Origin of the sequence: Streptomyces sp. NPDC046915, from assembly GCF_040644935.1 — a bacterium.
Classification (GTDB): domain Bacteria; phylum Actinomycetota; class Actinomycetes; order Streptomycetales; family Streptomycetaceae; genus Streptomyces.
The window spans coordinates 1-21594 of record NZ_JBEYXB010000010.1 but is presented as its reverse complement, the minus strand read 5'-3'; the positions used below and the strand labels follow the sequence as shown (position 1 = coordinate 21594).

Genomic DNA, 21594 nt, shown 5'->3' with positions numbered 1-21594 from the left:
CCCCACCCACCCTCCAAGGAGCCCGCAGTGAGAACTCGCCTTCGCCGGCTGACCGCAGTCGCAGCCGCCTCGGCCTTCGCCCTCGTCCTGGCCGCCTGTTCGTCCTCCTCCTCCGGCACCACCGCCGACGGAAAGACCCTCCTCACCGTGGTCGGCTTCGAGGGCGGCGGCAACGAGATCGCCGACATCCCGGCCATCAACGCCGCCTTCGAGAAGGCCCACCCCGACATCAAGGTCGACTACAAGTACGTGGCCAACACCGAGTACGACGCCTACAACAACACCCGGCTCGCCGCGGGAACCGCCGCGGACGTCCTCATGGTCAACAAGAGCCGCCTGACCACCTGGCAGCAGCAGGGCTTCCTCGCCGACCTCAGCGACCAGCCCTGGGTCAAGCGGATGATGCCCAACCTGGCCCCGTACACGCAGGTCGACGGCAAGACGTACGACTTCGTCCAGCAGAACATCCCGATCGGCCTGTACGCCAACCTGAACCTGCTGAAGAAGGCGGGCATCAAGCAGGTTCCGCAGACCTGGCCGGAACTGATCAGCGACCTCAAGAAGCTGAAGGCGAAGAAGATCGGCGGCCTGGAGATCCCCAACCTCAAGGGCTGGGACGCCGAACAGGTCTCCCTCGCCCTGGCCGCCAACCTCGTCGACCCGAACTGGGGCAGCGGCTACGACAAGGGCGGCTCCACCTGGGCCGCAAGCTGGAGCCCGGTGATCGACCACCTCAAGCAGCTGCTGACCAGCGGCCTCGTCGACGGCAAGACCATGAACGGTCTGGACCCGTTCAGCCAGGGTGTCTCGCAGTTCGCCGCGGGCAAGTGGGCCTTCTACGTCGACGGCGCCTGGGACCTGAAGCACTACCAGGAGAGCGCCAAGTTCGACTTCACGCTCAACCCCTTCCCCGGCGGCCCGGCGGGCAGCAAGCCGAAGACCTTCACCTTCATCGGCTCGGGCTGGTCGGTCAACGGCGCCACCTCGCACCAGGACGCGGCCGAACAGTACGTGGACTTCATGTCGCAGCCGAAGCAGGACAGCGCCTACCTCAAGGCCGAGAGCTGCTTCAGCACGCTGACCGACGTGCCGAGCCCGAAGGTCGCCCAGTCCGCCCCGGTCGCCGCCGCCTTCGCCGCCGGCAACACCAGCCCCTCCCAGGTCGAGGTGCCCAACTACCCGAACTCCGAGGACAAGTTCACCGCTCAGCTCAACGCGCTCTTCAACAACCCGTCCATGGACACCGGCGCGCTGCTGAAGCAGCTCGACAAGGACATCCCGAAGACCCCCTCGAAGAAGTAGCACCCCAGCCGTTCCCCGAACCAGTGCGGGGCCTGCCACACGACAGGCCCCGCGGTCCGCGCCCCCGATGAGGTCGCCGTGAGACTCACCACCCGATCCGCCGCGCTGCTCATGCTTCCGGCCACCGCCCTGTACGCCCTCTTCGTCATCTACCCCACCATCAGGTCCGTTCTGCTCAGCCTCACCGACGCCCACGGCGTCATCGGCGGATCGTTCGTCGGCCTGGACAACTACCGCGAGGCCCTCCAGGACCCGCAGGTGCTCGCCGCGCTGGAGAACACCCTCGTCTACACGGTCGTGGTGGTCGTCGTACAGAACGCGCTCGGCCTGGGCATCGCCTACTGGCTCTTCAACTCACCCGCGGTCCGCACCATCGCCCGCACCGGACTGCTGCTGCCCGCGATGATGGCCCTGGTCGCCGTCTCCTACCTGTGGTCGTTCCTCTACTCGCCGGTCGGCGGCCCGCTCGACGCCGTCATGGACGCCCTCGGCCTGCACGGTCTGGAGACCTCCTGGCTCGGCGACACCCACACCGCCCTGATGGCGATCGCCGTGTCCTACATCTGGATGTACCTCGGCTACACCGCCACCATCTTCCTCTCCAACTACCTCTCCATCCCCGCCGAACTGATGGAGGCGGCATCCCTGGACGGTGCCCGCGGCTGGACCCGGTTCCGCCGCATCGACTGGCCGCTGCTCGCGCCGTCCCTCACCGTGAACATGACCCTGTCGACGATCGGCTCACTGCGCGTGTTCGACCTGCCCTTCATCATGACCGACGGCGGTCCCGCCAACTCGACCCAGACCCTGAGCTACGTCGTCTTCGTGGACAGCTTCAAGGACTTCCGCTTCGCCTACGGCACCGCGGTGGCCGTCCTCCTGCTCGTCATCACGATCATCGTCGGCGTGCTCCTCACCACCGTCCTGCGCCGCCGGGAGGTCGCGGCATGACCCTCACCGCCACCGGCACCACCCGAGCCGTCAGCCCCGCCCCGGCCGACACCGCGCCCCTGCGCCGGCGCAGGCTGCGCAGTACCGTCTCGCACATCGGCCTGCTCCTGGTCACCCTGGTCGTCGTCGCCCCGATCCTGCTCATGGTGAAGGTCTCGCTCCAGTCCGACGCCGACGTCGCCGCCCACCCGCTGTCCTGGCCCAGCCACTGGAACCTGCACAACTACGTGACCGCGGTGCAGGCCATGAACTACGGGCGCAGCCTCTACAACACCGTCCTGATCACCGGCGGCGCCGCCGTCCTGGTCATCCTGACCGGATCACTCGCCGCCTGGCCGATGTCCCGCGTCTCCCGCCGCTGGACCAAGACGGTCTACCAGCTCTTCGTGGCCGGCCTCACGGTCCCCGTCTTCGTCATGATCACTCCGCTCTACATGTTCATGCGGGACCTCGGACTGCTGGACTCCTACGCCTCGGTGATCCTCGCGGAGGCCGCGATCAGCCTCCCCTTCGCCGTGCTCTTCTTCACCAGCTTCCTGAGGTCCGTACCCGTCGAACTCGAGGAGGCCGCCGCCATCGACGGGGCGGGGCCGCTGCGCACGTACTGGCACGTCATCCTGCCCGTACTGCGCCCGGCCACCGCGACCCTCGTCATCACCCTCACCCTGGCCATCTGGAACGACCTGGTCATCCCCCTGGTGCTGCTGACCTCCGACAGCAAACAGACGATGACGCTGGACGTGTACTCCACGATCGGCACCCACGCCTACAGCACGTCCCAGCTCCTGCCCACGGTCGTCCTGGGCACCGTCCCGCTGCTCGTCGTCTTCCTCGTGCTGCAACGGCACATCGTCGCCGGTATCACCGCCGGGGTCAGCAAGGGGTGAGGCCACGACCGTCCGTGCGGTCGTAGCCTCGCGAGGGGTGAGGCTACGACCTCACGGGCGGTCGCCGGTCAGGGCAGCGTCCACCACCGGACCGTGACGAGGTAGAAGACCACGGCCCAGAAGGCCATCGCCCCGGCGACGACACCGAGGCCGCGGAGATTGGCCCTTGCCGCCGGTTCGTCCGGGGACGGCCTGAGCCATCGTCCGAGCAGCGGGTTCACGTAGTAGGGCATGGTCAGGAAGCTCATGATGAAACTCGACAGCAGGTTGCCCACGAGCAGGCCGATCCAGAGCGGCAGGTGCAGCGGGGACAGCGCGAGGGTCAGCAGCACGACGGTCGGGTACAGGCCGACCCAGATGGCGAGGGAGGTCCTGGTCTCGGAGGGCGGCGGCGGTGCCTCCTTGCCGTTGCCCTCGAAGGCGAACCAGCTGCCGAACGAGTTGTCGATCGTGTGCAGCTTGAAGTCGCTGAACCGCTCGCCCTCGGCCAGGATCTCCTGCCGCTCGGGCGACGTCAGCCAGGCGTCGAGGTGCTCGGCGCTGTCGTAGCGGTACAGCGTGGTCCATTCCTCCTGAAGCCCCTCGATGGGGCGGAAGAGCTCGGTCCCGCGAAACCCCTCGAACCTGCTCTCCTCCTGGACCATGCGGTGCTGCCAGGCGAGGAAGTCGTCGACCTGGTTCGAGGGGACGCGGTGGGTGACCACCACGGTGACCAGCGGATCCAGCGACTGGGTGCCGCTGCTGACCACCTGCTGGGTCGCCGGACCGTCGAAGTACCTGGCGCCGACGTCGAGATAGGTCTGCCTGGTCCCGCTGTTGATCCACGCCTGTAGGTGCGCCACCGAGTCGAACCGGTACACGACGACCCAGTCGGGTTGCAGCGGTGTCGGCGGGGAGATCTCGGCGCCGAGGAAACCGGGGTAGTAGGCGGCCGCGGCGTTGAGGTCCTCCTGCCACGACGCGAACTCCCGTTCCATCCCGGGCAGGACCTTCTGACCGATGATCGCCGTCGCCGCGGCGGCTACGTTCTTTTCGGTGTTCATGCGGCTCAACCTGTCGACACCGACTGCTCCGCGGGGAGTCGGCCGTAAATGCGTTCCGGAGTCAGCGGCAGCGCCCGGTAGCGGACGCCCGTGGCGTCGTGCACCGCGTTCGCGAGCGCGGGGGCCACCGGGTTGATGCAGCACTCCGCCATCCCCTTCGCCCGCATGGGCCCCACCGAATCCGCCGAGCCCACCAGGAGGACCTCGGTGCGGGGGATGTCGGCATAGGTCGGGATGCGGTAGTTGCGGAGGTTCGGGTTGACCATGACACCGCCGTCGTCGACGTGATGGTTCTCGGTCAGCGCGAAGCCGATCCCCTGGGCGACTCCGCCCTCCACCTGCCCCCGGACCTGCGCCGGGTTGATGATCACCCCGACGTCCGCCGCATGCACGCTGTACAAGATCCGTGTCTCTCCCGTCACGCGGTGCACGGCGACCCGGAAGCCGTGGGTGTTGGAGGTGACACTCCGGGGCGAGCCGTACGCCTTGCGCGCGGCGGTGAAGCGGATTCCACGTGTCCGGGCCAGCGCGACGAGTTCGGCCAGCGACACCCGCCGCTCCCCGCAGCGGACACCGTCGTCGTCCATCGTGCACATCACGACATGGACGCCCGTGTGCGCCGCGGCGAATTCCAGGATGCGGTCGCGCACGGCGCCCGCCGCCCGCAGGACCGCGTTGCCCGCCACGAAGAGGCCGGCGCTCGCGAAGGCACCGGTGTCGAATCCCGTGCGGTCGGTGTCGGACTGCACCAGACGGATCCGCGAGGGCGTCGTGCCCAGCTGGTCGGCCGCGATCTGGACATGGGCCGTGGAGGTTCCCTCCCCGAACTCGGGGGTTCCGACGGCCAGTTCGTAGATGAGGTCGTCGCCCAGGGTGACCCAGGCCTCGGAGAGGTGTTCCGTCGGGGGCGCGGTCTCGTGCAGGGAGCTCGCCACACCGGCTCCGACGAGCCACTCGGGGCCGGGAGGCGGCCGGCCAGCCGTACGGACCAGGGCGTCGCCCACCAGGTCGATGCACTTGGCGAGTCCGTCCTCGGTGAAGATCACGTCGTCGGGGCCGTCGTGCAGGGCGACCAGGGGCCCACCCGGCCGGACGATGTTGCGCCGGCGCAGTTCCAGCGGGTCGAGGTGCAGGGCGCGGGCCAGTTCGTCCATCGCCGACTCCACGGCGAACGCCGGCTGCGTCATCCCGTAGCCGCGCAGCGCCCCGCTCGGCACGGTGTTCGTGTAGACGGAGTACGCGTCGTACTTCTTGTTCGGGCAGCGGTAGATCATGACGGCGGCGCCGCCCGCGTACAGCGTCTCGCCGCCGTGGTTGCCGTAGGCGCCGGTGTTCGAGACGTTGCGCACCTGGAGGGCGGTGAGCGTTCCGTCGGCCTTCGCGCCGAGCCTGACCGTCAGGGTCATCGGATGCCGGGGCGAGGCCGTGGTGAACTCCTCCTCACGGGTGTACTCGAGGCAGGCCGGCCGTCCGGTGTCCAGGGTGGCGAGTGCGACCAGGTCCTCGGCGATCACTTCCTGCTTGCCGCCGAATCCGCCGCCGACGCGCTTGCAGAACACCCTCACCTGGTCCGGGCGCAGCGCGAACAGGTACTCCAGTTTGACCTTGGCGATCGACGGTGACTGGGAACTGGTGCGGACGTTCAGCCGGTCCTCCGCCATCCAGGCGATCGAGCCGTGGGTCTCCAGGTGCGCGTGCTGGACCCGCGGTGAGAAGTAGGTGCCTTCGTGGATCACGTCGGCCGCGGCGAATCCCGCGTCGACGTCGCCGATGTGCGAGTGGAGTTCGAGCAGGATGTTGTGGGCGGGGTCGCGGACGAACGGATCGTGCGAGCCGTGCAGTTGGGGTGCGCCGTCGGCCATCGCCGCCTCGGGGTCGAACACCGCCGGCAGCACGTCGTACTCGACCGTGAGATTCCGGCAGCCCTCCTCGGCCGCCCCGACCGTGTCGGCCAGGACCGCGGCGACGCGCTGGCCGGCGAAGCGGACCGTGTCGTCGAGGATGTACGTGTCGTCCGGGTCGACGAGGTGGTCGGTGTGGATCGCCGTGGTGAAGCGTCTGCGGGGCACGTCTTCCCAGGTGTAGACCCGGTGCACACCGGGCACCGCGAGGGCGGCGCTCTTGTCGATGGAGAGGATCCGGGCGTGCGCGTGGGGTGAGTGCAGCACCTTGAGGTGCAGCATGCCGTCGATCCGCGTGTCCATGGTGAACTCGGCGTGGCCCGTCACCACGTCGTGCCCCGCGGGTGCGCCGACGCTCGTCCCGACGGCCTTGCCCGGTGCCGCCGGCTCCACCGCGCTGACGCCCGTCACGGCGTCCTCGATCGCCCGGTATCCGGTGCAGCGGCAGAGGTTTCCCTTCAACGCCCGTGGCAGGTCCGCCTTCTGCTCCTCGGTGAAGGTCGCCGACGTCATGATCATCCCTGCGGTGCAGAAGCCGCACTGGAACCCCGGGGCGTCCTCGAACTGCCGCTGCATGGGATGCGGGGCGCCGGGCCGGCCGAGGCCCTCGATCGTGGTCACCTCGCGGCCGTCCGCGCGGAAGGCGGGGGTGATGCAGCTGTGTACCGGGGTGCCGTCCAGCCACACCGTGCAGGCGCCGCAGTCGCCGGCGTCGCACCCTTTCTTGACGCCGAAGTGGCCGAGGTCGCGCAGGAAGGTGCGCAGGCACTGGCCGGGGGCCGGCTCCCGGTCGAATTCCCTGCCGTTCACGGTGTAGTTCATGTCAGGTCCCCAGCCGTGAGTTCGCGGCGGATCTCTTCGGCGAAGTGCCGGGTCAGATGCCGGCGGTGGTCAGGGGTTCCGTTGGGATCGGCGAACCAGACGTCGGCCGGGACGTCGTCGATGCTCTGCCGCAGGGTCCGGGCATCGGGCAGGCCGTCGAAGGCGATGCGGACCGGCCGCGTGGTGCCGGCGGTGACGGTGAGCAACAGGTCGTTCGCTCCCAGCCGTTGGGTGCCGGCCAGGAACACCGTCGAACGGCCGAGCCGGGTCAGCGTGAAGCGACGGTGTGCGGTGCGTCCGCGCAGCGCGTGCTCCGGAACGGTGATGCGCCGGAGGACCTCCCCGGGCGCGAGGATGTTGCGGCGGTCGCCCGTGACGAAATCGAGGGCGTCGACGAAGCGGACGGAGCCATCGGGCGCCCACAGTTCGTACTGCGCCTCCAACGCGACCGTCAGCGTGATCATCGGGCCGGCGGGCAAGGACATGCAGATGTTTCCGCCGACGGTCGCCGCGTTCCAGACCTTGAACGAGGACAGGAATGCCTCACAGCTCGTCCGGAAGAGAATTCCGGCGGTCCACCGCTGCGGCCACGGGAAGGCGTACAGGTCGCGAACGGTGCAGGTGGCGCTGATCTCCAGGCCCTCGTCCGTCGGAACAAGGGGCTCCCAACGCAAGGCCGTCAGGTCGATCAGCCGTCGCAGGTCCGGCTGCTCCGTGGAATAGAGCCATGTTCCGCCTGCGAGCCAGGCGTCACCCTCGTGCCAGTCCGTGCCTGGCCGCTCGGACGGTCGCCGGACTACTTCGGTGATGGTGTTGAGGTCCATGAGAACCGACCTACGGCGGGCCGGGGATACTTTTGTCACAGCTTATCGCAGTATGACGGGTGAGAACCCGTCCGAGGACAGCCGAGAGTGGCCGGTCCGCCCCGGACAGTCACACCGATACTCGTCCGGGAGAACGCACATCGGCACTCCCCTGCAACCGCAGGAGTAGCCACGATGGCTCCCCCCGCAGGATGACCGAGGGTGTGCCATGGGCGATGCTGTGGGCTGTGACAGTTGATCTCCGCCGATCCGGAGCCGAGCCCGAGGGCGGCGAAGGAAACGGGGGCGCTCTTCCGGCGTCCCCCGCGCCCTCCCGGCTGCGGCGGTGGCTGCGGCGCGCCGCGCTGGGCTGTGCCGTCGTACTGGTGGTCGTCACGGCGGCCTCGTTCGTCTACAACGGCGTCACGGCCGGCCGCGCCGCGCCGCCGCGGGGGCTCAGGTACGTGCAGGCCGCCGATATCCGCACGCGCTACCAGACCTGGGGTACGGCAGGGCCACCGGTCGTCCTGGTGCACGGCGCCTTCGAATCCGTGGACACCTGGTCGCGTCTTGCCCCGCTGCTCGCCCGCGATCACCGGGTGTACGCGCTCGACCTGACGGGCGACGGCTACAGCGAGCGCCACGGCCCGTACACCGTCGACCATTTCGCCCGGCAGCTCCTGGGTTTCCTGGGCGCCATGCACCTAGGCGGTCCGGGCGAGCGCCCGCTGCTGGTGGGGCACTCCGCCGGAGCCGCCGTGGTCACCGAGGCGGCGCTCAGGGCCCCTGGCCGGCTGGCAGGCGTGATGCTCCTCGACGGCGACGCCCTCGACACGGGTGCCGGGCCGCCGCCGGCGCTCAAGTACCTGCTGATCGACCCGTACCGCACCAGCCTGCTGCGACTCGGCCTCGGCATCGACGCGGTGATCCGCAGCGTGTACGACGCGCAGTGTGGGCCCGCCTGTCCGCGCCTGGACGCCGCCGGTCTGGATCAGTGGCGGCGCCCGCTCCGGGTGCCGGGCGCGGAGAACGCGCTCTGGAGCATGCTGGCCGCGGGGGTGCCGGGGCTGCCGGCGGACCGGGTGGCCCGGCTCGCCGGGGTGCGCCTGCCCAAGTCGGTGGTGTTCGGTGCCCAGGACGACGTGTTCAGCCGGCAGACGCCGCAGGAGACCGCCCGGCGTATCGGCGCACCGCCCGCGACGCTCATCCCGGGCGCCCGGCACCTGACGATGATCTCCAGCCCTGAGGCGGTCGCGACGGCCGTGGACAGCCTTACCGCGGCATCGATCGCGGCATCTCGGTGACCGCGCCGCCGCCCCGTTTCCCTCCCCGACGCCAACAGTCGGCATCTGCACCACGAGCCGGGGAAGACCTCGTGCTCGTCGCGGTACTAGGGCGCCGCGGTGCTGCCGGTGGTGTCCGCCGGGGTGGCTGCCGCAGCGTCCGCAGTCCCGCTCGCCCGCTCGTCGGCTGCTTCCAGCAGGTGGAGGGCGGGCGGGTTGACGGGTTGTGGTGTTCCCTGGAGGTCGTACTGGAACAGCGCGATGCCCTGCTGAGACGCCCACGCGATGGCCGGCGGGGTGTAGCCGGCCATGGAGAAGAACAGCGCGGAACGCTGCTTGGCGGCCGCTACGCCGTGAAGCTGCTGGACGGTGGGACGGCTGGTGGGGCTTCCTTCCTTCTTCACCTGAGCCACGGCGTGCTCGGCAAGGACGTCGATGCCTTCGTCCGCGCCGACGGGGGTGGCCACGGCATCGGTGAAGCCCAGGTAGCGCATCCAGTCGACGGCGGCGAGTTCCGCGTCCCGGGCGTCGCGGATCAGCCGCTGGACGGGGCGAACGGCTGCGGCTGCGGCAGTGGACGGGGCGGCCGCGGCGGCCTCTTCACGGGCCGCCAGAGCGACCCGCAGGCGCGGATTCCGGGAGAACGAGAACACCAACTCCCCGGCCCTCAGCTCACCCCAGCTCGCTTCAGGCGCGTCGATCACGTCCTCGGGCCCGGGGTCGAACCGGTAGGAGACCCCCTTGTCCGATACGGCCGCTCCCCGGTCGGTGAGGATCAGCAGGGCGGGGCGTTCCTTGAGTCCCTCGGTCGCGGACCGCGCGACACACAGGATGCGTTCGTCCACGGCGACGTGCCGGCGGGCCAGTCGCTCCGCCTCGGCCTGAAGGCGTGGATTGCGCGCCTCGACCGTCGTTGCCAGGCAGTGGGCTATCGCCTCGTCCTGCGGCGTGCCCCGCGCCGGAAGAGCGTCCAGCAGTTCCCGCACCGCGCGTCGCAGCGCCTGCTCCGCTTCGCGTGCGCGGCGCTCCGCGACATCGGCGGCAGCGGCCTGCTGTTCCTGTTCGGCGCGTGCGGCAGCGCGGGCCCTCATCCGGGCGTACCGGGCCGCATCACGTTCGTCGCGGGCGGTGTTGCGCCGGCCGGCCGGGGTCCTGCGGAGCAGCCAGTGAATCGATCCGCTGACGATGAACACGGCAGCTCCGACCGCCCACACGGCGGTCGACACGAAGATACCCACGAGCAGGACGAGCACCCCGATGACCTCGCCGAAGGCGAGCAGCGCCGAGATCAGACCGACGCGGGCATCGCCCGGTGAACGCGGCACCTCCCTGCCCGGGGTGTCGTCGTCACCGGCCGCCGGTGTCCCGGTCACCTCCACGGACCGCTGGTCCGCGGGCGTCCGGCCGAGCCCACGGCAGCCTCCGGCACCCTGCCCGTGGTAGCCGATGACCCCGTCGCTCACCGGTGCCTTGCGCCCGCACACCGGACATCTACCGCGATCCACCGAACCCCCTCAATGTGCCCCCCTTGTACGCAGAGGAACGAACAGTAATCGCCGGCGCGTTCGCCGAGGAACTCATGGGCCGGGTGGTGGCGCTGCCGCCTTGTCGGCGAGGCCGGCGCGTCACCAGGAGCCTCCGCCGCCTCCACCGGCTCCGTCGCCGACCGAGTAGCCGCTGTCGGAGCCGGAGTTCGAGCCCGACCCCGAGGTGGAGCCGGAGGAACCGCTGGGGGCCGGCTGCCTGGTGGTGGAGGAGACGGAGTTGAGAATCGCGAGGGCCACGAGCGGGCGGACCAGTGGCATCCGTGCGGGGCGGCGCGCGGACGGGGCGGACGGGCGCGCGGTCGATTCGGACACCGCCTGGCTCCAGCGGTCGGCCACGCCGAGAGCCACCGCCCAGGCGGTGTAGTGGTCCATCACGCCGGCGTCGGCCGCCGCCTCCACGTGCTGGGCGCCGGCCCCGGCCAGGTAGCGGCGGAAGCCCTCGACCCGGAGCCACAGCGCCGTGCCCCGGGGGGTGAGGACCGGCACTTCGTCCGTGTGGGCGAACATTCCGGCGCCCGCCCCCGCGACGGTGGCGGCGACGGGAAGCAGCACCGCCCAGAAGCCGGCCGGACGACCTGCGGCGATCGCGGCGACGATCACCGCGACCAGGCCGGCCAGGGTCGTGAGCAGTCCGGCCAGCCCGACCCGGTCCCATCGCGTGTGGGCTTTCGCGTCCCACAGATCGCTGCTGTTGCGCCACACGATCAGCTGGTCGCCGATCTTGCTCCAGGCCGCGGCGAACCGCCTGTCGTAGGAGCCGCCGAGTACCAGCGAGTCACGGCCGGCGAACATCTGGTCCAGCGCCTCCCGGACCGCGCGGTCGGAGCGCGGGACCTCCTCCCGCGAAGGGCGGGTGAGGGTGGGGAACGACTCGTTGTCGTCCATGACCAGGCAGCCGTCGTTCACGGCGCTCAGCAGCCAGGCCACCCTGTGGCGGGTCCGGGCCTCCCCGGTGAGCAGGACGCCGCCCAGGGCCGGAGTCAGCTCCTCGGGCGGTGAGGAGGTCTCGGTGGCCAGGGCGGGGAGCCGGGTGATGTCGATACGGCGTACCACGCCGGCCGGGCCCGCGTCGGAGCCCGGCAGCGCTTCGGCGTGGATCATCTCGCGCCCGGCCCGTCGTACCAGCTGTCCCGTCACCAGGGCGGCGGCGAGGGCGATGCCGGCCGTGAGCAGCGCCACCCGCAGCGGACCGGGCCGGTGGACGGAGACGACCGGCCCGGACGGCTCGGCCGGGAGCGGCGGCGCGGTCGCGAGCCGGCCCTGGGAGGTGGCGTACAGGGTCGCGCCGTGGCCCGCCTTGAGGTTGTCGACGGCGAGCGTGAGGTGTCCCGGCCCGGGCCGGCCGGCCCGGCAGGGGTCCTGGGAGCCGCGCGCGCCGCCGGCGCAGTGGATGTCACCGAAGACGAAGGGGCCGGTCACGTGGATCTCGACGCGGTCGAGCGGGACCTGCCACCCGGTGCCGACCGCGTTCCACGCGAGCTTCCCGCCGGGTGCGACGCCGTCCAGCTCGTACTGGATGCGGTAGCGGTGCCGGCCGGTGACGGTGCGGTCGGCGTCGCCGATCCGGATACGGGTCTCGCCGTGGTCGCCCATGTCCGGCTCGACCTCGTACGGGACCCGTTTCCCGCCCGTCGTGACGCTCACCTCGGCCTCGGCGGAAAGGCCGGGGACGTCCCGGAAGATGCCGTGCCGGCTCTTGTCCCCGAAGTCGTAGTCGACCACCTCGGTGATCCGGGCGCGGCCGTCCGCGGCGAGTTCCGCCCCGGTCCACAGTCGGGCCACGTGCTCGGGGCTCGCCGCCGACGCGCTCAACGCCGCGCTCAACGCCGCGACGCCGCCCAGCACCAGCACCGCGACGAGCACGACCACCAGGGTCAGTCCTCTTCGCCGCCGCCGCGCCACGTCCGCCGCCGTGTCACCTCTGCCTCCGCTCACGCCGCCCCCCGCTTTCCCCCGACCGGACCGAAGGCCTGATCATCTACGCGTCGCGAGACCGTAACCCGCCCTCGGCTGTCAGGGAAGCCCGAGGCAGCGGGGCAGTTCCGGTCGGTCCGCCACGCGTTCCCGGAAGAACGGGCCGCGGTGTCGGCGCCCGGCCGGCAGGGCGGGCGCCGACACCGGTCATGTCAGGCCGGTGACGTCACGGCGCGGCCCAAGTGGCGGGCGAAGAAGCGGACCGCGCTGTCGGCCTCGAACCTGGGCAGTTCCTTGTGCCTGCCGGCGTTGGCGTGGAGTGTCTTCTCCTTCGAGGCGAAGGCGTCGAACAGCGCCAGACCCGACTCGCGCGGGATGTGCTCGTCGTCCCACTGGAGCATGAAGGCGATCGGGACGGTGATCCGCTTCGCCGGCTCGGCCAGCGCGTCGGGCCAGTGGAGGCCGAAGACCGCGGCGGTGATCCTGGGATCGGCCGCCACGAACGGCACCCCTGTCGCGGTGCCCATGTTCAGGCCGAAGTAGCCGACCGGCCCGTCGGCGCCGATCTCCGGAAGTTGCTGGAGGGCGTCCAGGGTCGCCTGCCACTCGGGTACGGCGCGCTCCGCCAGGTGGGCGTTGTAGCGGACGACGATCGGGCCTTCCGGCTCGCCCGCCTCCCTCGCCTCGAACAGTGCGGCGATCTCCTGCTCGTCGTGCTCGGTGCGCGGCCGGTCGCCGTGACCGGGCGCGTCGATGCAGGCGACATGGAAGCCGCAGCCGGTCACGAGGAGGTGCGCACGGCCGGTCATCGCCGGCCACCTCTTGTGCGTGCCGCCGCCGTGGCCCATCAGTACCAGGGGCGCGCGGTCGGCGCCGGACGCGGGCGACCAGAGCAGGCCGGGGATGTCGCCCACGGTGAAGTCGCGCTCGATGACGCCGTTCGACGTCGTCTCCGCGGTGAACTGCAAAGAATGCATGGGGTGTTGCCTTTCGGGAGTGCCCTGTTGTCGGGGCGCTCCCGGCGACAGCTACGTCGATCGCCCGACCGTGACGACGAGGGGGAGCACCCATACGGATACCGCGTTCATGGGTCTCACCTCCTCGGACGGGATCACGGTCGACCGGAAGCTACCAGCCCGGTCATCGGCCCGCCCACTCGTTTTCCCGCGTCGCGGCGCCGGAGGGACCGGGTCCGTCTTTCGGCCACCGTCCAACGAGAATCAGCCGATGATCACACACAAGTGGTCTACACCCTTCTCGCCGGAACGCGGCTGCCCGTACCTTCCTCCGTGTTGATCACAGGGCCCACACAATCTCCCGCCGTCCAGCCCTGCCGCCGACGGGCGGTCAGCGGTGTCCGGGCAACCCTGAAGAGAAGGAACTCCCATTGGACGCCATGGTGCTTGAGGCCCAGAAATGGGTCAACGCGACGTACAGCGGCGTAGCCGGATACACCCAGGCTCCCGAGGACGGGAAGACCGGCTGGCTGACCATGTACTCGCTGACCCGGGCGCTGCAACACGAACTGGGGATCACGACGCTGTCGAACAGCTTCGGCCCCGGGACCCTGTCCGCGCTGGCCGCGCGCGGCGGCGTACCCGCCAACGAGACCAACAAGAACATCATCAAGATCGCCCAGTCCGCCTGCTACTGCAAGGGCTACGACGGTGGCGGCATCGACGGTGACTTCGACTCCACGCTGGGCGTCTCGATCGCCGGGCTGATGAACGACGCCGGCCTCAGCGGGTACAACGGGTCGATCCAGCCCAAGGTGTTCAAGGCCCTGCTGACCATGGACGCCTACATCCTGCTCGCCGGCGGCACCGAGGAGGTCCGGTCGATCCAGCGGTGGCTGAACGGCCGCTACATCAACAAGTCGACGTTCTTCGTCATGCCGGCCGACGGCCACTACACCCGCGATGTGCAGACGGGTCTGATGAAGGCCCTCCAGTACGAGTTCGGCATCCCGGAGGACTCGGCCACCGGCAACTTCGGCCCCTCCACCCAGCAGGGCCTGCGCGACCACCCCGTCTCCCAGGGGTCCAGCGGCGTCTTCGTGCAGCTCTTCAGCGCGGCCTGCGTCTTCAACGGTGCGGTCGGCAGTGCCACCGCGTCCTTCACGAGCACCTTCGACTCCGGGCTGACGAGTTACGTGCACGCCTTCCAGGCGTTCTCCGCGCTGCCCCAGAGCGACATGGGTGACTACCAGACCTGGGCGCAGCTGCTGGTGTCGACCGGCGACCCGGACCGCAAGGCCACCGCCTGCGACACCAGCAGGCGCATCACGGCGGCCCGGTCGAAGAGCCTCTACGACGCCGGATACCGCTACATCGGCCGTTACCTGGCCGAGGAGCCGCAGTACAACACGGAGAAGCCCATCGCGCCCGGCGAACTGGACGCCATATTCTCCGGCGGCCTCAGGGTCTTCCCGATCTGGCAGTACGGCGCCAGGGCGCTCGCCGACTTCGACTACACGCCGGGCTTCCAGCACGCCCTTCTCGCCCACGAGAAGGCCGCCGCGCTCGGCTTCAACAAGGGCACGGTGATCTACTTCGCCGTCGACTACGACGCCACCGACCCCGAGATAACCAGCAACATCATCCGCTATTTCAACGGCGTGCAGTCCGGCCTGGCCAGCAAGGGCAAACGCTACATCGCCGGCGTGTACGGATCGCGCAACGTGTGCTCCCGGGTCACCGACGAGGCGTACGCCCGCTTCTCCTTCGTCTCGGGCATGTCCTGGGGATTCTCCGGAAACCTCGGTTTCCCCATGCCGAGCAACTGGTCCTTCACCCAGATCAAGGAGTTCACGTTCGCGGCGGGCGGCGACAGTTTCCCGCTCGACAACGACGTGTACCGCCCGAAGAGCGACCCGGCGGTGGGCGCCGACGGCGTCGGGAGCTCCGAATCCCCCACGGACGCCTACCTCCAGTACATCGACGACCTGTACGCCTGCGCGGTCCGGTACAACAAGGGCAATCCGAGCCTGCGGGTCATGGAGTACCTGCGCTATCCCACCTACGTCGATTTCTACTCGGGCTGGCAGACCCTCATCGGCGATGTCGACCGGGACTGGATCGACTACGCGGCGGCGAACGGCCCGAAGCGGGTGACCACCTTCAAGGACCCCTCGTACGGCACCAGTTACGGGGTGGACCACTTCGGGGCGACCGCCAACGGCTTCTACCTCAAGGGTTCGGGATCGGGTACCGGCGCCAACCGCGGGGACTTCGCGGGCTGGGGCGGCGACCTGACCACGTTCTACGCGGAGTGGCGCAACAACGCCGACGAGTACGCGTCCGGCTACCAGTTCTGCACCGACCGTCTCGCGAAGATCAACGTGGAATCGACCTTCTCCTTCAACGACCTGATCGAGGACGTCGACGGCTACCTCGTCGGCATGGCGGTGCGGGACGGCGGGCAGATCAACACGGTGATCCGCGATCTCATCGGCGGGACAGGCCATCTCAGGCGCTTCAAGGACTACTTCGCCAAGCGGCACGGCGGCAGCGTGGCGAACGCGACGGACACCGCGCGCACCATGCTCATCGACGTCGGCGACGACGACGTCCTGGACGCCATCCGCACGGCGGCCATCCGCAAGCTCGCGGGCGTGGCCACCATGCTTCCCGGCTACATGCCCGACGACAAACTCAACCCGTTCCTCAGCGGATACGCCGACATGCTCCAGCGTATCGTGGGCAACGAGAACGCCATCATGCGCGCCTACTTGGCCAAGAACGGACTGAAGAGCCTGTAGCGGGCCAGTGCGGAGAACGGTATGAAGCCCCGGAACTGGGCCGTCGCAGCAGGCATTTCGTTCCTCTCCATGGTGCTGATGTACGGATACGGCGCGTCGCGGATGTTCTCGCTGGACAAGCAGGAGGAATGCACCGTGGTCCTCCACCAGCGATACGACTCGAAGTACGCCCTTGCGAAAGAGCAGTTCTTTCCGCTGACGCAGAAATGCAACGCGTCGTACGACATGGTGCCTTTCTTCGTCAATCCGTCCGTCGTTCTCCTCCTGGGTGTGACGTTGCTCTGCGCGGGCGCGGCCGTGGCCGCGTCCGTCCGGCGCCGGCGTGCCGTGCCGCTCCGCGCGAACCCTCGGCGACCATCACACCCCCAGGAGAACCGATCATGACCGAACCCACCGTCAGCCCCACCCGCCGTACCGTCCTGGGCACCGGCCTCGGCCTCGCGGGCGGACTCGCCCTGTGGGGCGCCGACATCCCGGCCGCGAGCGCCGCGCCCGCGTCCGGCGCCCGGCACTGGACCGGACGGAAGAGCGCCAACGGCTGGCCGGTCGTCTCCTCCGCCGGCGAGCACCGCATCGAGGGCAGCCCCGCGACACTGACCGCACTCGACGGCGATGTCGCCACGGTGCTGCTGTACGTGGTCCGGCGCTTCCACTACGAGATCGACTCGCTCGGCAAGGGCGAGGTCCACGGCCACACCACGCGGACCGCGATCGCCGCGGACTACGAGTCGAACTACCTGTCCGCCACCGCGATCTCGATCCGGCCCGAGATGTACCCGGCGGGAGCCACCGGCTGCCTCTTCCCCCAGGAGGTCGCGGTGATCCGCGACATCCTGACCGAGTGCGAGGGCACGGTGCGCTGGGGCGGCGACGACAGGAAGACGCCCAAGCAGGGGCACTTCCAGATCGATGTCGGGCCCGGCAGCGGCGCCCTGAAGAAGGTGGCCCGGAAGATCAACGGCTGGGACGACAAGCCGGGGCAGGGCGCGGGCACCCCCCAGGACATCTTCGGGAAGGGCCGGCACACCGCGGCCAAGCGGCTCGCCGACCGCCAGCGGGCCACCGCCTGACGCGGCCGGCTCGGGCGATCGGATCAGGAACCCGGGCGAAACGCCCGGCGCGTGTACGACTTCGGCGCGTTCCGTGATCGGCACGGCGCGCCCGTTTCGAAGGGGAGAGTCATGAAGACCGCTATACGTCTGGGTGTCGCCGCCACCGCTCTGCTCGGCGTGATCACGGCCTCGCCGGCCGCGACCGCCGCGGACAACGCCGCCGCGACGGGCAACCGGATGCGGACGGTCACCATCAGCGGCATCGCCGTGGACCAGAGGGCCTCGGCGGAGACGAAGGCGAACATCGAGGCCGATCCGCAGGCCGCCGTCGCCGCGTCCAACGCCTGCGGATCCGGCTACACCATCTCCACCGGCGCCTGGCAGCTCCCGGGTGCCAGCCCCCGGTACGGCACCCTGTACACCTGGACCAACGGCAAGACGACCGGCTCCGGCTACTACGACAAGCCGATCTGTTCCCTGTTCTTCAACGACTCCGGCTACACCCGGTACATGGGCGTGCGGCTGAAGTCCAACTACACGGCGGACGCGCCCAAGGAGGACTTCGGCGCCTACGGCGAGTACGCCGGCCCGGTCTACCAGAACCGCGGGTACTGCGGCACCGCGTACGCCTACATGGAGGACAGCAACGGCAAGGTCCTCGTCGACGCCCTCCGTACGGTGGGCAGCTGCGACTGAGGCACACGCGGGCGGCTGGGCGACGCCGAAGGCGCCCAGCCGCCCGCTTCTTTTCCGCCCACTGAATCCGATTGCAGGACAGCTATTGACATGACATTTGGACAGGGGTCATCGTACTCGAACTAGAGCGCACTAGTAGAGCGCGGCAGAAGTCCTGACCCACTCCCCCTCAAGGAATCGACCATGACCGTACGTGTAGGTGTCATCGGCGCCGGAATGATCGGCCAGGACCACATCCGGCGCCTCACCGAGGTCGTCACCGGCGCCACCGTCACCGCCGTGACCGACATCGACACCACCCGCGCCACCGAGGTCGCCACCCGCATCGGCGCCACCGCCCCACCCACCGGAGCCGACCTCGTCGCCTCCCCCGACGTCGACGCCGTCCTCGTCACCTCCTGGGGTCCCACCCACGCCGAACACGTCCTGAACGCCATCGCGGCCGGCAAGCCGGTGTTCTGCGAGAAACCCCTCGCCACCACCGCCGAGGACTGCCTGCGCATCGTCGAGGCCGAACGCGCCCACGGCCGCCGCCTCGTCCAGGTCGGCTTCATGCGCCGCTTCGACCCCGGCTACCGCCAGATGAAGGAGGTCATCACCACCGGCGGCATCGGCACCCCGCTGATCGTGCACTGCGCCCACCGCAACCCCACCGTCCCCGACGCCTACACCTCCGCCATGGCCGCCCAGGACACCGCCGTCCACGAGATCGACGTCCTGCGCTGGCTCCTCGACGACGAGATCACCTCCGCGCAGGTCATCACCCCCCGCGCCACCGGCAAGCGGTTCGCGCACCTCAAGGACCCGCAGATCATGTACTTCGACACCGCCCGCGGCGTCCGCATCGACCTCGAGGTCTTCGTCAACTGCCAGTACGGCTACGACATCCAGTGCGAGGCCGTAGGCGAGGACGGCCTCGTCCGCCTCCCCGACCCCGCCGCCGTCGGCGTCCGCACCGCCGGCCGGCACGGTACCGCCGTCCTCCAGGACTGGAAGGCCCGCTTCGCCGAGGCCTTCGACACCGAGTTCCGCGAGTGGATCCACACGATCGCGGCAGGCGCCGAGCCCACCGGCCCCTCCGCCTGGGACGGTTACGCCGCCACCGTCATCACCGACGCCGCCGTCCGCTCCCTGGAAACCGACGGAACCGTCGTCACCGTCGACATGAAGCCCCGCCCCGCCTTCTACAGGGGCACCGAAGGCACCACCGCCACCACCGCCTGAGGGCCTTTCCCGTCCCAGCGCCCCGGCCGTACCCATCCACGCGTGGACATCGGCCTGGACATCGGCCTGGACATCGGCCGGGGCATCGGCCGGGGCATCGCCCATGTCGCGCTTTGTTGAGACGTCCTGACAAACCTATTGACATCACTGGTGGGCCGTTTCATAGTACGTGCACCTAGCGCGCGCTAGTGATGCGCTCTAGTGATCTGCACGCGGCACCCACCCTCGACCGCCGCAGCCAACTTCTCCGGCCGCACGACGGCACTCCCGAACCGTTCGCCCCGCCTCGCCAGGCCGGGCGAGGAACCCTCGTCAAGGCCCCTCTCCCCATTCCCTATTCCCACCCTGACCAGCACAGTGAGGTGCAAGGGACATGCGCAGACACCACCGAGCCGCCGCTCTGACCGCCACGGTTCTCGCCAGCGCCCTGTTCGCCGCGGGCTGTTCCAGCAGTTCCGGCGGGAAGAAGGCCGAGGAAGGCGGCGGGGCGGCCTCCGCGGGCAAGGCCTCCACGCCCCGGATGACGGTGGCGATGGTCACGCACGCCGCACCCGGCGACACCTTCTGGGACCTGATCCGCAAGGGCGCCCAGGCCGCCGCCGCCAAGGACAACATCAAACTCGTCTACTCCGCCGACCCCAACGCCGGCAACCAGGCCAGCCTGGTCCAGAACGCCATCGACCAGAAGGTCGACGGCATCGCCCTGACCGCCGCCAAGCCCGACGCCATGAAGGCCGTGACCGCCAAGGCCAAGGCGGCCGGCATCCCCGTCGTCGGCTTCAACTCCGGTCTGGACAACTGGAAGCAGCTCGGCATGCTCGAATACTTCGGCCAGGACGAGAACATCGCCGGCCAGGCCTTCGGCAAGCGCCTCAGCCAGCTCGGCGCCAAGCACGCCCTGTGCGTCATCCAGGAACAGGGCCAGGTCGCCCTCGAAGCCCGCTGCGCCGGCCTGAAGAAGGGCTTCAAGGGACAGACCGAGAACCTCTACGTCAACGGCACCGACATGCCGTCCGTGAAGTCCACCATCACCGCCAAACTCCAAAAGGACCACTCCATCGACCAGGTCGTCACCCTCGGCGCCCCCTTCGCCCTGACCGCCGTACAGTCCCTCGGCGACGCCGGCAGCAAGGCCAAGGTCGCCACCTTCGACCTCAACAAGGACCTCGTCAACGCCGTCCAGGCCGGCAAGGTCGAGTTCGCCGTCGACCAGCAGCCCTACCTCCAGGGCTACCTCGCCGTCGACTCCCTCTGGCTCTACAAGAACAACGGCAACTTCAGCGGCGGCAGCACCGCCCCCGTCCTCACCGGCCCCGCCTTCATCGACAAGACCAACGTCGACCAGATCGCCAAGTTCGCCGCGAACGGAACCCGGTGATGAGCATGACCCAACAGGCCCAGCCGGCGGTGGCCACACCGCCGGTCCCCGGCCCGCGGCACGCCGACGGCCGTACCCAGGAGCGCCCCCTGGTGCTCCGGCTGCTGGCCCGCCCGGAGGTCGGTGTCCTCCTCGGCGCCGTCGCCGTGTTCGTCTTCTTCTTCGTCATGGCGCCGACCGTCCGCCAGGGCAGCTCGATGGCGACCATCCTCTACCAGTCGTCGACCATCGGGATCATGGCGCTGCCGGTGGCCCTGCTGATGATCGGCGGCGAGTTCGACCTGTCGGCCGGTGTCGCCGTGATCACCTCGGCGCTGACCGCGAGCATGGTCAGCTTCCAGCTGACGATGAACGTCTGGGTCGGCGTGGCCGTCGCGCTCCTGGTGTCGCTCGGGATCGGTGCGTTCAACGGCTGGATGCTGGTCAGAACCGGGCTGCCCAGCTTCCTGATCACCCTCGGGTCCTTCCTCGGTCTCCAGGGCATCAACCTCGCGGTCACCAAGCTGATCACCGGCAACGTCGCCACCGACGACATCAGCGACATGGACGGCTTCAACCAGGCCAGGGCGGTCTTCTCGTCGAGCTTCGACGTGGGCGGCGTCCAGGTGAAGATCACCGTGGTGTGGTGGCTGGTCTTCGCGGCGCTGGCCACCTGGGTGCTGCTGCGCACCAAGTACGGCAACTGGATCTTCGCGGTCGGCGGCAACAAGGACAGCGCGCGAGCCGTCGGCGTCCCGGTGACGTTCACGAAGATCTCGCTGTTCATGCTGGTCGGCTTCGGCGCCTGGTTCGTGGGCATGCACCAGTTGTTCTCCTTCAACACGGTGCAGTCCGGTGAGGGCGTGGGCCAGGAGCTGCTCTACATCGCGGCGGCGGTGATCGGCGGCTGCCTGCTCACCGGTGGCTACGGCTCGGCGATCGGGCCGGTCTTCGGTGCCTTCATGTTCGGCATGGTCAGCCAGGGCATCGTCTACGCCGGCTGGAACCCCGACTGGTTCAAGGCGTTCCTCGGCGTGATGCTGCTCGGCGCC

General features: G+C 69.6%; 17 protein-coding genes. 11 read left to right on the top strand and 6 right to left on the bottom strand.

Annotation, left to right across the window (positions count from 1 at the left end; genetic code table 11):
• Positions 1 to 27: 27 nt before the first annotated feature.
• The 3 genes from ABZ915_RS25500 (at position 28) to ABZ915_RS25490 (ending at position 3140) form a co-directional block, all read left to right on the top strand.
• On the top strand, positions 28 to 1302 hold the full coding sequence (locus tag ABZ915_RS25500; protein WP_361807496.1) for an ABC transporter substrate-binding protein: 1275 nt from the start codon (positions 28 to 30) through the stop codon (positions 1300 to 1302).
• Between the two features lie 78 nt (positions 1303 to 1380).
• Positions 1381 to 2253, top strand: coding sequence for a sugar ABC transporter permease (locus tag ABZ915_RS25495; RefSeq protein ID WP_361807493.1), 873 nt, complete (start codon positions 1381 to 1383; stop codon positions 2251 to 2253).
• Positions 2250 to 3140, top strand: coding sequence for a carbohydrate ABC transporter permease (locus ABZ915_RS25490; RefSeq protein WP_361807490.1), 891 nt, complete (start codon positions 2250 to 2252; stop codon positions 3138 to 3140). The genes ABZ915_RS25495 and ABZ915_RS25490 overlap by 4 nt, the downstream gene beginning before the upstream one ends.
• 68 nt (positions 3141 to 3208) lie before the next feature.
• Here ABZ915_RS25490 and ABZ915_RS25485 read toward each other — a convergent pair whose 3' ends face one another.
• Genes ABZ915_RS25485 through ABZ915_RS25475 form a run of 3 tightly spaced genes read right to left on the bottom strand, consistent with a single transcriptional unit; the run spans position 3209 to position 7730 of the window.
• Positions 3209 to 4183 carry an antibiotic biosynthesis monooxygenase gene (locus tag ABZ915_RS25485; RefSeq protein WP_361807487.1) on the bottom strand — a complete coding sequence of 325 codons (975 nt, stop codon included), beginning with the start codon at positions 4181 to 4183 and terminating at the stop codon, positions 3209 to 3211.
• A 5-nt stretch (positions 4184 to 4188) separates the two neighbouring features.
• Positions 4189 to 6906, bottom strand: coding sequence for a molybdopterin-dependent oxidoreductase (locus ABZ915_RS25480; protein WP_361807484.1), 2718 nt, complete (start codon positions 6904 to 6906; stop codon positions 4189 to 4191).
• Positions 6903 to 7730 (bottom strand): FAD binding domain-containing protein, encoded by an 828-nt coding sequence (locus ABZ915_RS25475; RefSeq protein ID WP_361807482.1) that lies wholly within the window; start codon positions 7728 to 7730, stop codon positions 6903 to 6905. The genes ABZ915_RS25480 and ABZ915_RS25475 overlap by 4 nt, the downstream gene beginning before the upstream one ends.
• 227 nt (positions 7731 to 7957) lie before the next feature.
• Between ABZ915_RS25475 and ABZ915_RS25470 the strand changes: the two genes are divergently transcribed.
• Positions 7958 to 9013: an alpha/beta hydrolase gene (locus ABZ915_RS25470; RefSeq protein ID WP_361807479.1), complete on the top strand. Its 1056-nt coding sequence runs from the start codon at positions 7958 to 7960 to the stop codon at positions 9011 to 9013.
• Positions 9014 to 9099: 86 nt separating this feature from the next.
• Here the strand turns inward: ABZ915_RS25470 and ABZ915_RS25465 are convergent, their stop codons facing one another.
• From ABZ915_RS25465 to ABZ915_RS25455, 3 genes are all read right to left on the bottom strand, one after another.
• The gene (locus tag ABZ915_RS25465) at positions 9100 to 10455 is read right to left on the bottom strand and encodes a restriction endonuclease (RefSeq protein WP_361807476.1); all 1356 of its coding nucleotides are present in this window, start codon (positions 10453 to 10455) and stop codon (positions 9100 to 9102) included.
• A gap of 162 nt (positions 10456 to 10617) precedes the next feature.
• Positions 10618 to 12474: a DUF2207 domain-containing protein gene (locus ABZ915_RS25460; RefSeq protein WP_361807473.1), complete on the bottom strand. Its 1857-nt coding sequence runs from the start codon at positions 12472 to 12474 to the stop codon at positions 10618 to 10620.
• A gap of 191 nt (positions 12475 to 12665) precedes the next feature.
• Positions 12666 to 13430 (bottom strand): alpha/beta hydrolase, encoded by a 765-nt coding sequence (locus ABZ915_RS25455; RefSeq protein ID WP_361807470.1) that lies wholly within the window; start codon positions 13428 to 13430, stop codon positions 12666 to 12668.
• Between the two features lie 419 nt (positions 13431 to 13849).
• Between ABZ915_RS25455 and ABZ915_RS25450 the strand changes: the two genes are divergently transcribed.
• The 7 genes from ABZ915_RS25450 to ABZ915_RS25420 all read left to right on the top strand — a co-directional run.
• Positions 13850 to 16213, top strand: coding sequence for a glycoside hydrolase domain-containing protein (locus tag ABZ915_RS25450; RefSeq protein WP_361807467.1), 2364 nt, complete (start codon positions 13850 to 13852; stop codon positions 16211 to 16213).
• Positions 16214 to 16234: 21 nt separating this feature from the next.
• Entirely contained in the window at positions 16235 to 16597 is a 363-nt protein-coding gene (locus tag ABZ915_RS25445; RefSeq protein WP_361807464.1) for a hypothetical protein, read from the top strand.
• On the top strand, positions 16594 to 17283 hold the full coding sequence (locus ABZ915_RS25440) for a hypothetical protein (RefSeq protein ID WP_361807461.1): 690 nt from the start codon (positions 16594 to 16596) through the stop codon (positions 17281 to 17283). Before ABZ915_RS25445 ends, ABZ915_RS25440 begins: the two co-directional genes overlap by 4 nt.
• Before the next feature lie 111 nt (positions 17284 to 17394).
• The gene (locus tag ABZ915_RS25435; RefSeq protein ID WP_361807458.1) at positions 17395 to 17961 is read left to right on the top strand and encodes a hypothetical protein; all 567 of its coding nucleotides are present in this window, start codon (positions 17395 to 17397) and stop codon (positions 17959 to 17961) included.
• A 183-nt stretch (positions 17962 to 18144) separates the two neighbouring features.
• Positions 18145 to 19185 (top strand): Gfo/Idh/MocA family oxidoreductase, encoded by a 1041-nt coding sequence (locus ABZ915_RS25430; protein WP_361807455.1) that lies wholly within the window; start codon positions 18145 to 18147, stop codon positions 19183 to 19185.
• A gap of 373 nt (positions 19186 to 19558) precedes the next feature.
• A complete protein-coding gene (locus ABZ915_RS25425) occupies positions 19559 to 20563 on the top strand; it encodes a substrate-binding domain-containing protein (RefSeq protein WP_361807452.1) in 1005 nt (334 codons plus the stop codon).
• A partial coding sequence (locus tag ABZ915_RS25420) for an ABC transporter permease (RefSeq protein ID WP_361807450.1) occupies positions 20563 to 21594 on the top strand: 1032 nt, incomplete at its 3' end. The genes ABZ915_RS25425 and ABZ915_RS25420, both read left to right, overlap by 1 nt.

Bases quoted from the DNA above. Each gene is read 5' to 3' on its own strand.
- ABZ915_RS25490 (WP_361807490.1), top strand. From the start codon at position 2,250: ATGACCCTCACCGCCACCGGCACCACCCGAGCCGTCAGCCCCGCCCCG.
- ABZ915_RS25485 (WP_361807487.1), bottom strand. From the start codon at position 4,183: ATGAACACCGAAAAGAACGTAGCCGCCGCGGCGACGGCGATCATCGGT.
- ABZ915_RS25480 (WP_361807484.1), bottom strand. From the start codon at position 6,906: ATGAACTACACCGTGAACGGCAGGGAATTCGACCGGGAGCCGGCCCCC.
- ABZ915_RS25475 (WP_361807482.1), bottom strand. From the start codon at position 7,730: ATGGACCTCAACACCATCACCGAAGTAGTCCGGCGACCGTCCGAGCGG.
- ABZ915_RS25455 (WP_361807470.1), bottom strand. From the start codon at position 13,430: ATGCATTCTTTGCAGTTCACCGCGGAGACGACGTCGAACGGCGTCATC.
- ABZ915_RS25450 (WP_361807467.1), top strand. From the start codon at position 13,850: ATGGTGCTTGAGGCCCAGAAATGGGTCAACGCGACGTACAGCGGCGTA.
- ABZ915_RS25445 (WP_361807464.1), top strand. From the start codon at position 16,235: ATGAAGCCCCGGAACTGGGCCGTCGCAGCAGGCATTTCGTTCCTCTCC.
- ABZ915_RS25440 (WP_361807461.1), top strand. From the start codon at position 16,594: ATGACCGAACCCACCGTCAGCCCCACCCGCCGTACCGTCCTGGGCACC.
- ABZ915_RS25435 (WP_361807458.1), top strand. From the start codon at position 17,395: ATGAAGACCGCTATACGTCTGGGTGTCGCCGCCACCGCTCTGCTCGGC.
- ABZ915_RS25430 (WP_361807455.1), top strand. From the start codon at position 18,145: ATGACCGTACGTGTAGGTGTCATCGGCGCCGGAATGATCGGCCAGGAC.
- ABZ915_RS25425 (WP_361807452.1), top strand. From the start codon at position 19,559: ATGCGCAGACACCACCGAGCCGCCGCTCTGACCGCCACGGTTCTCGCC.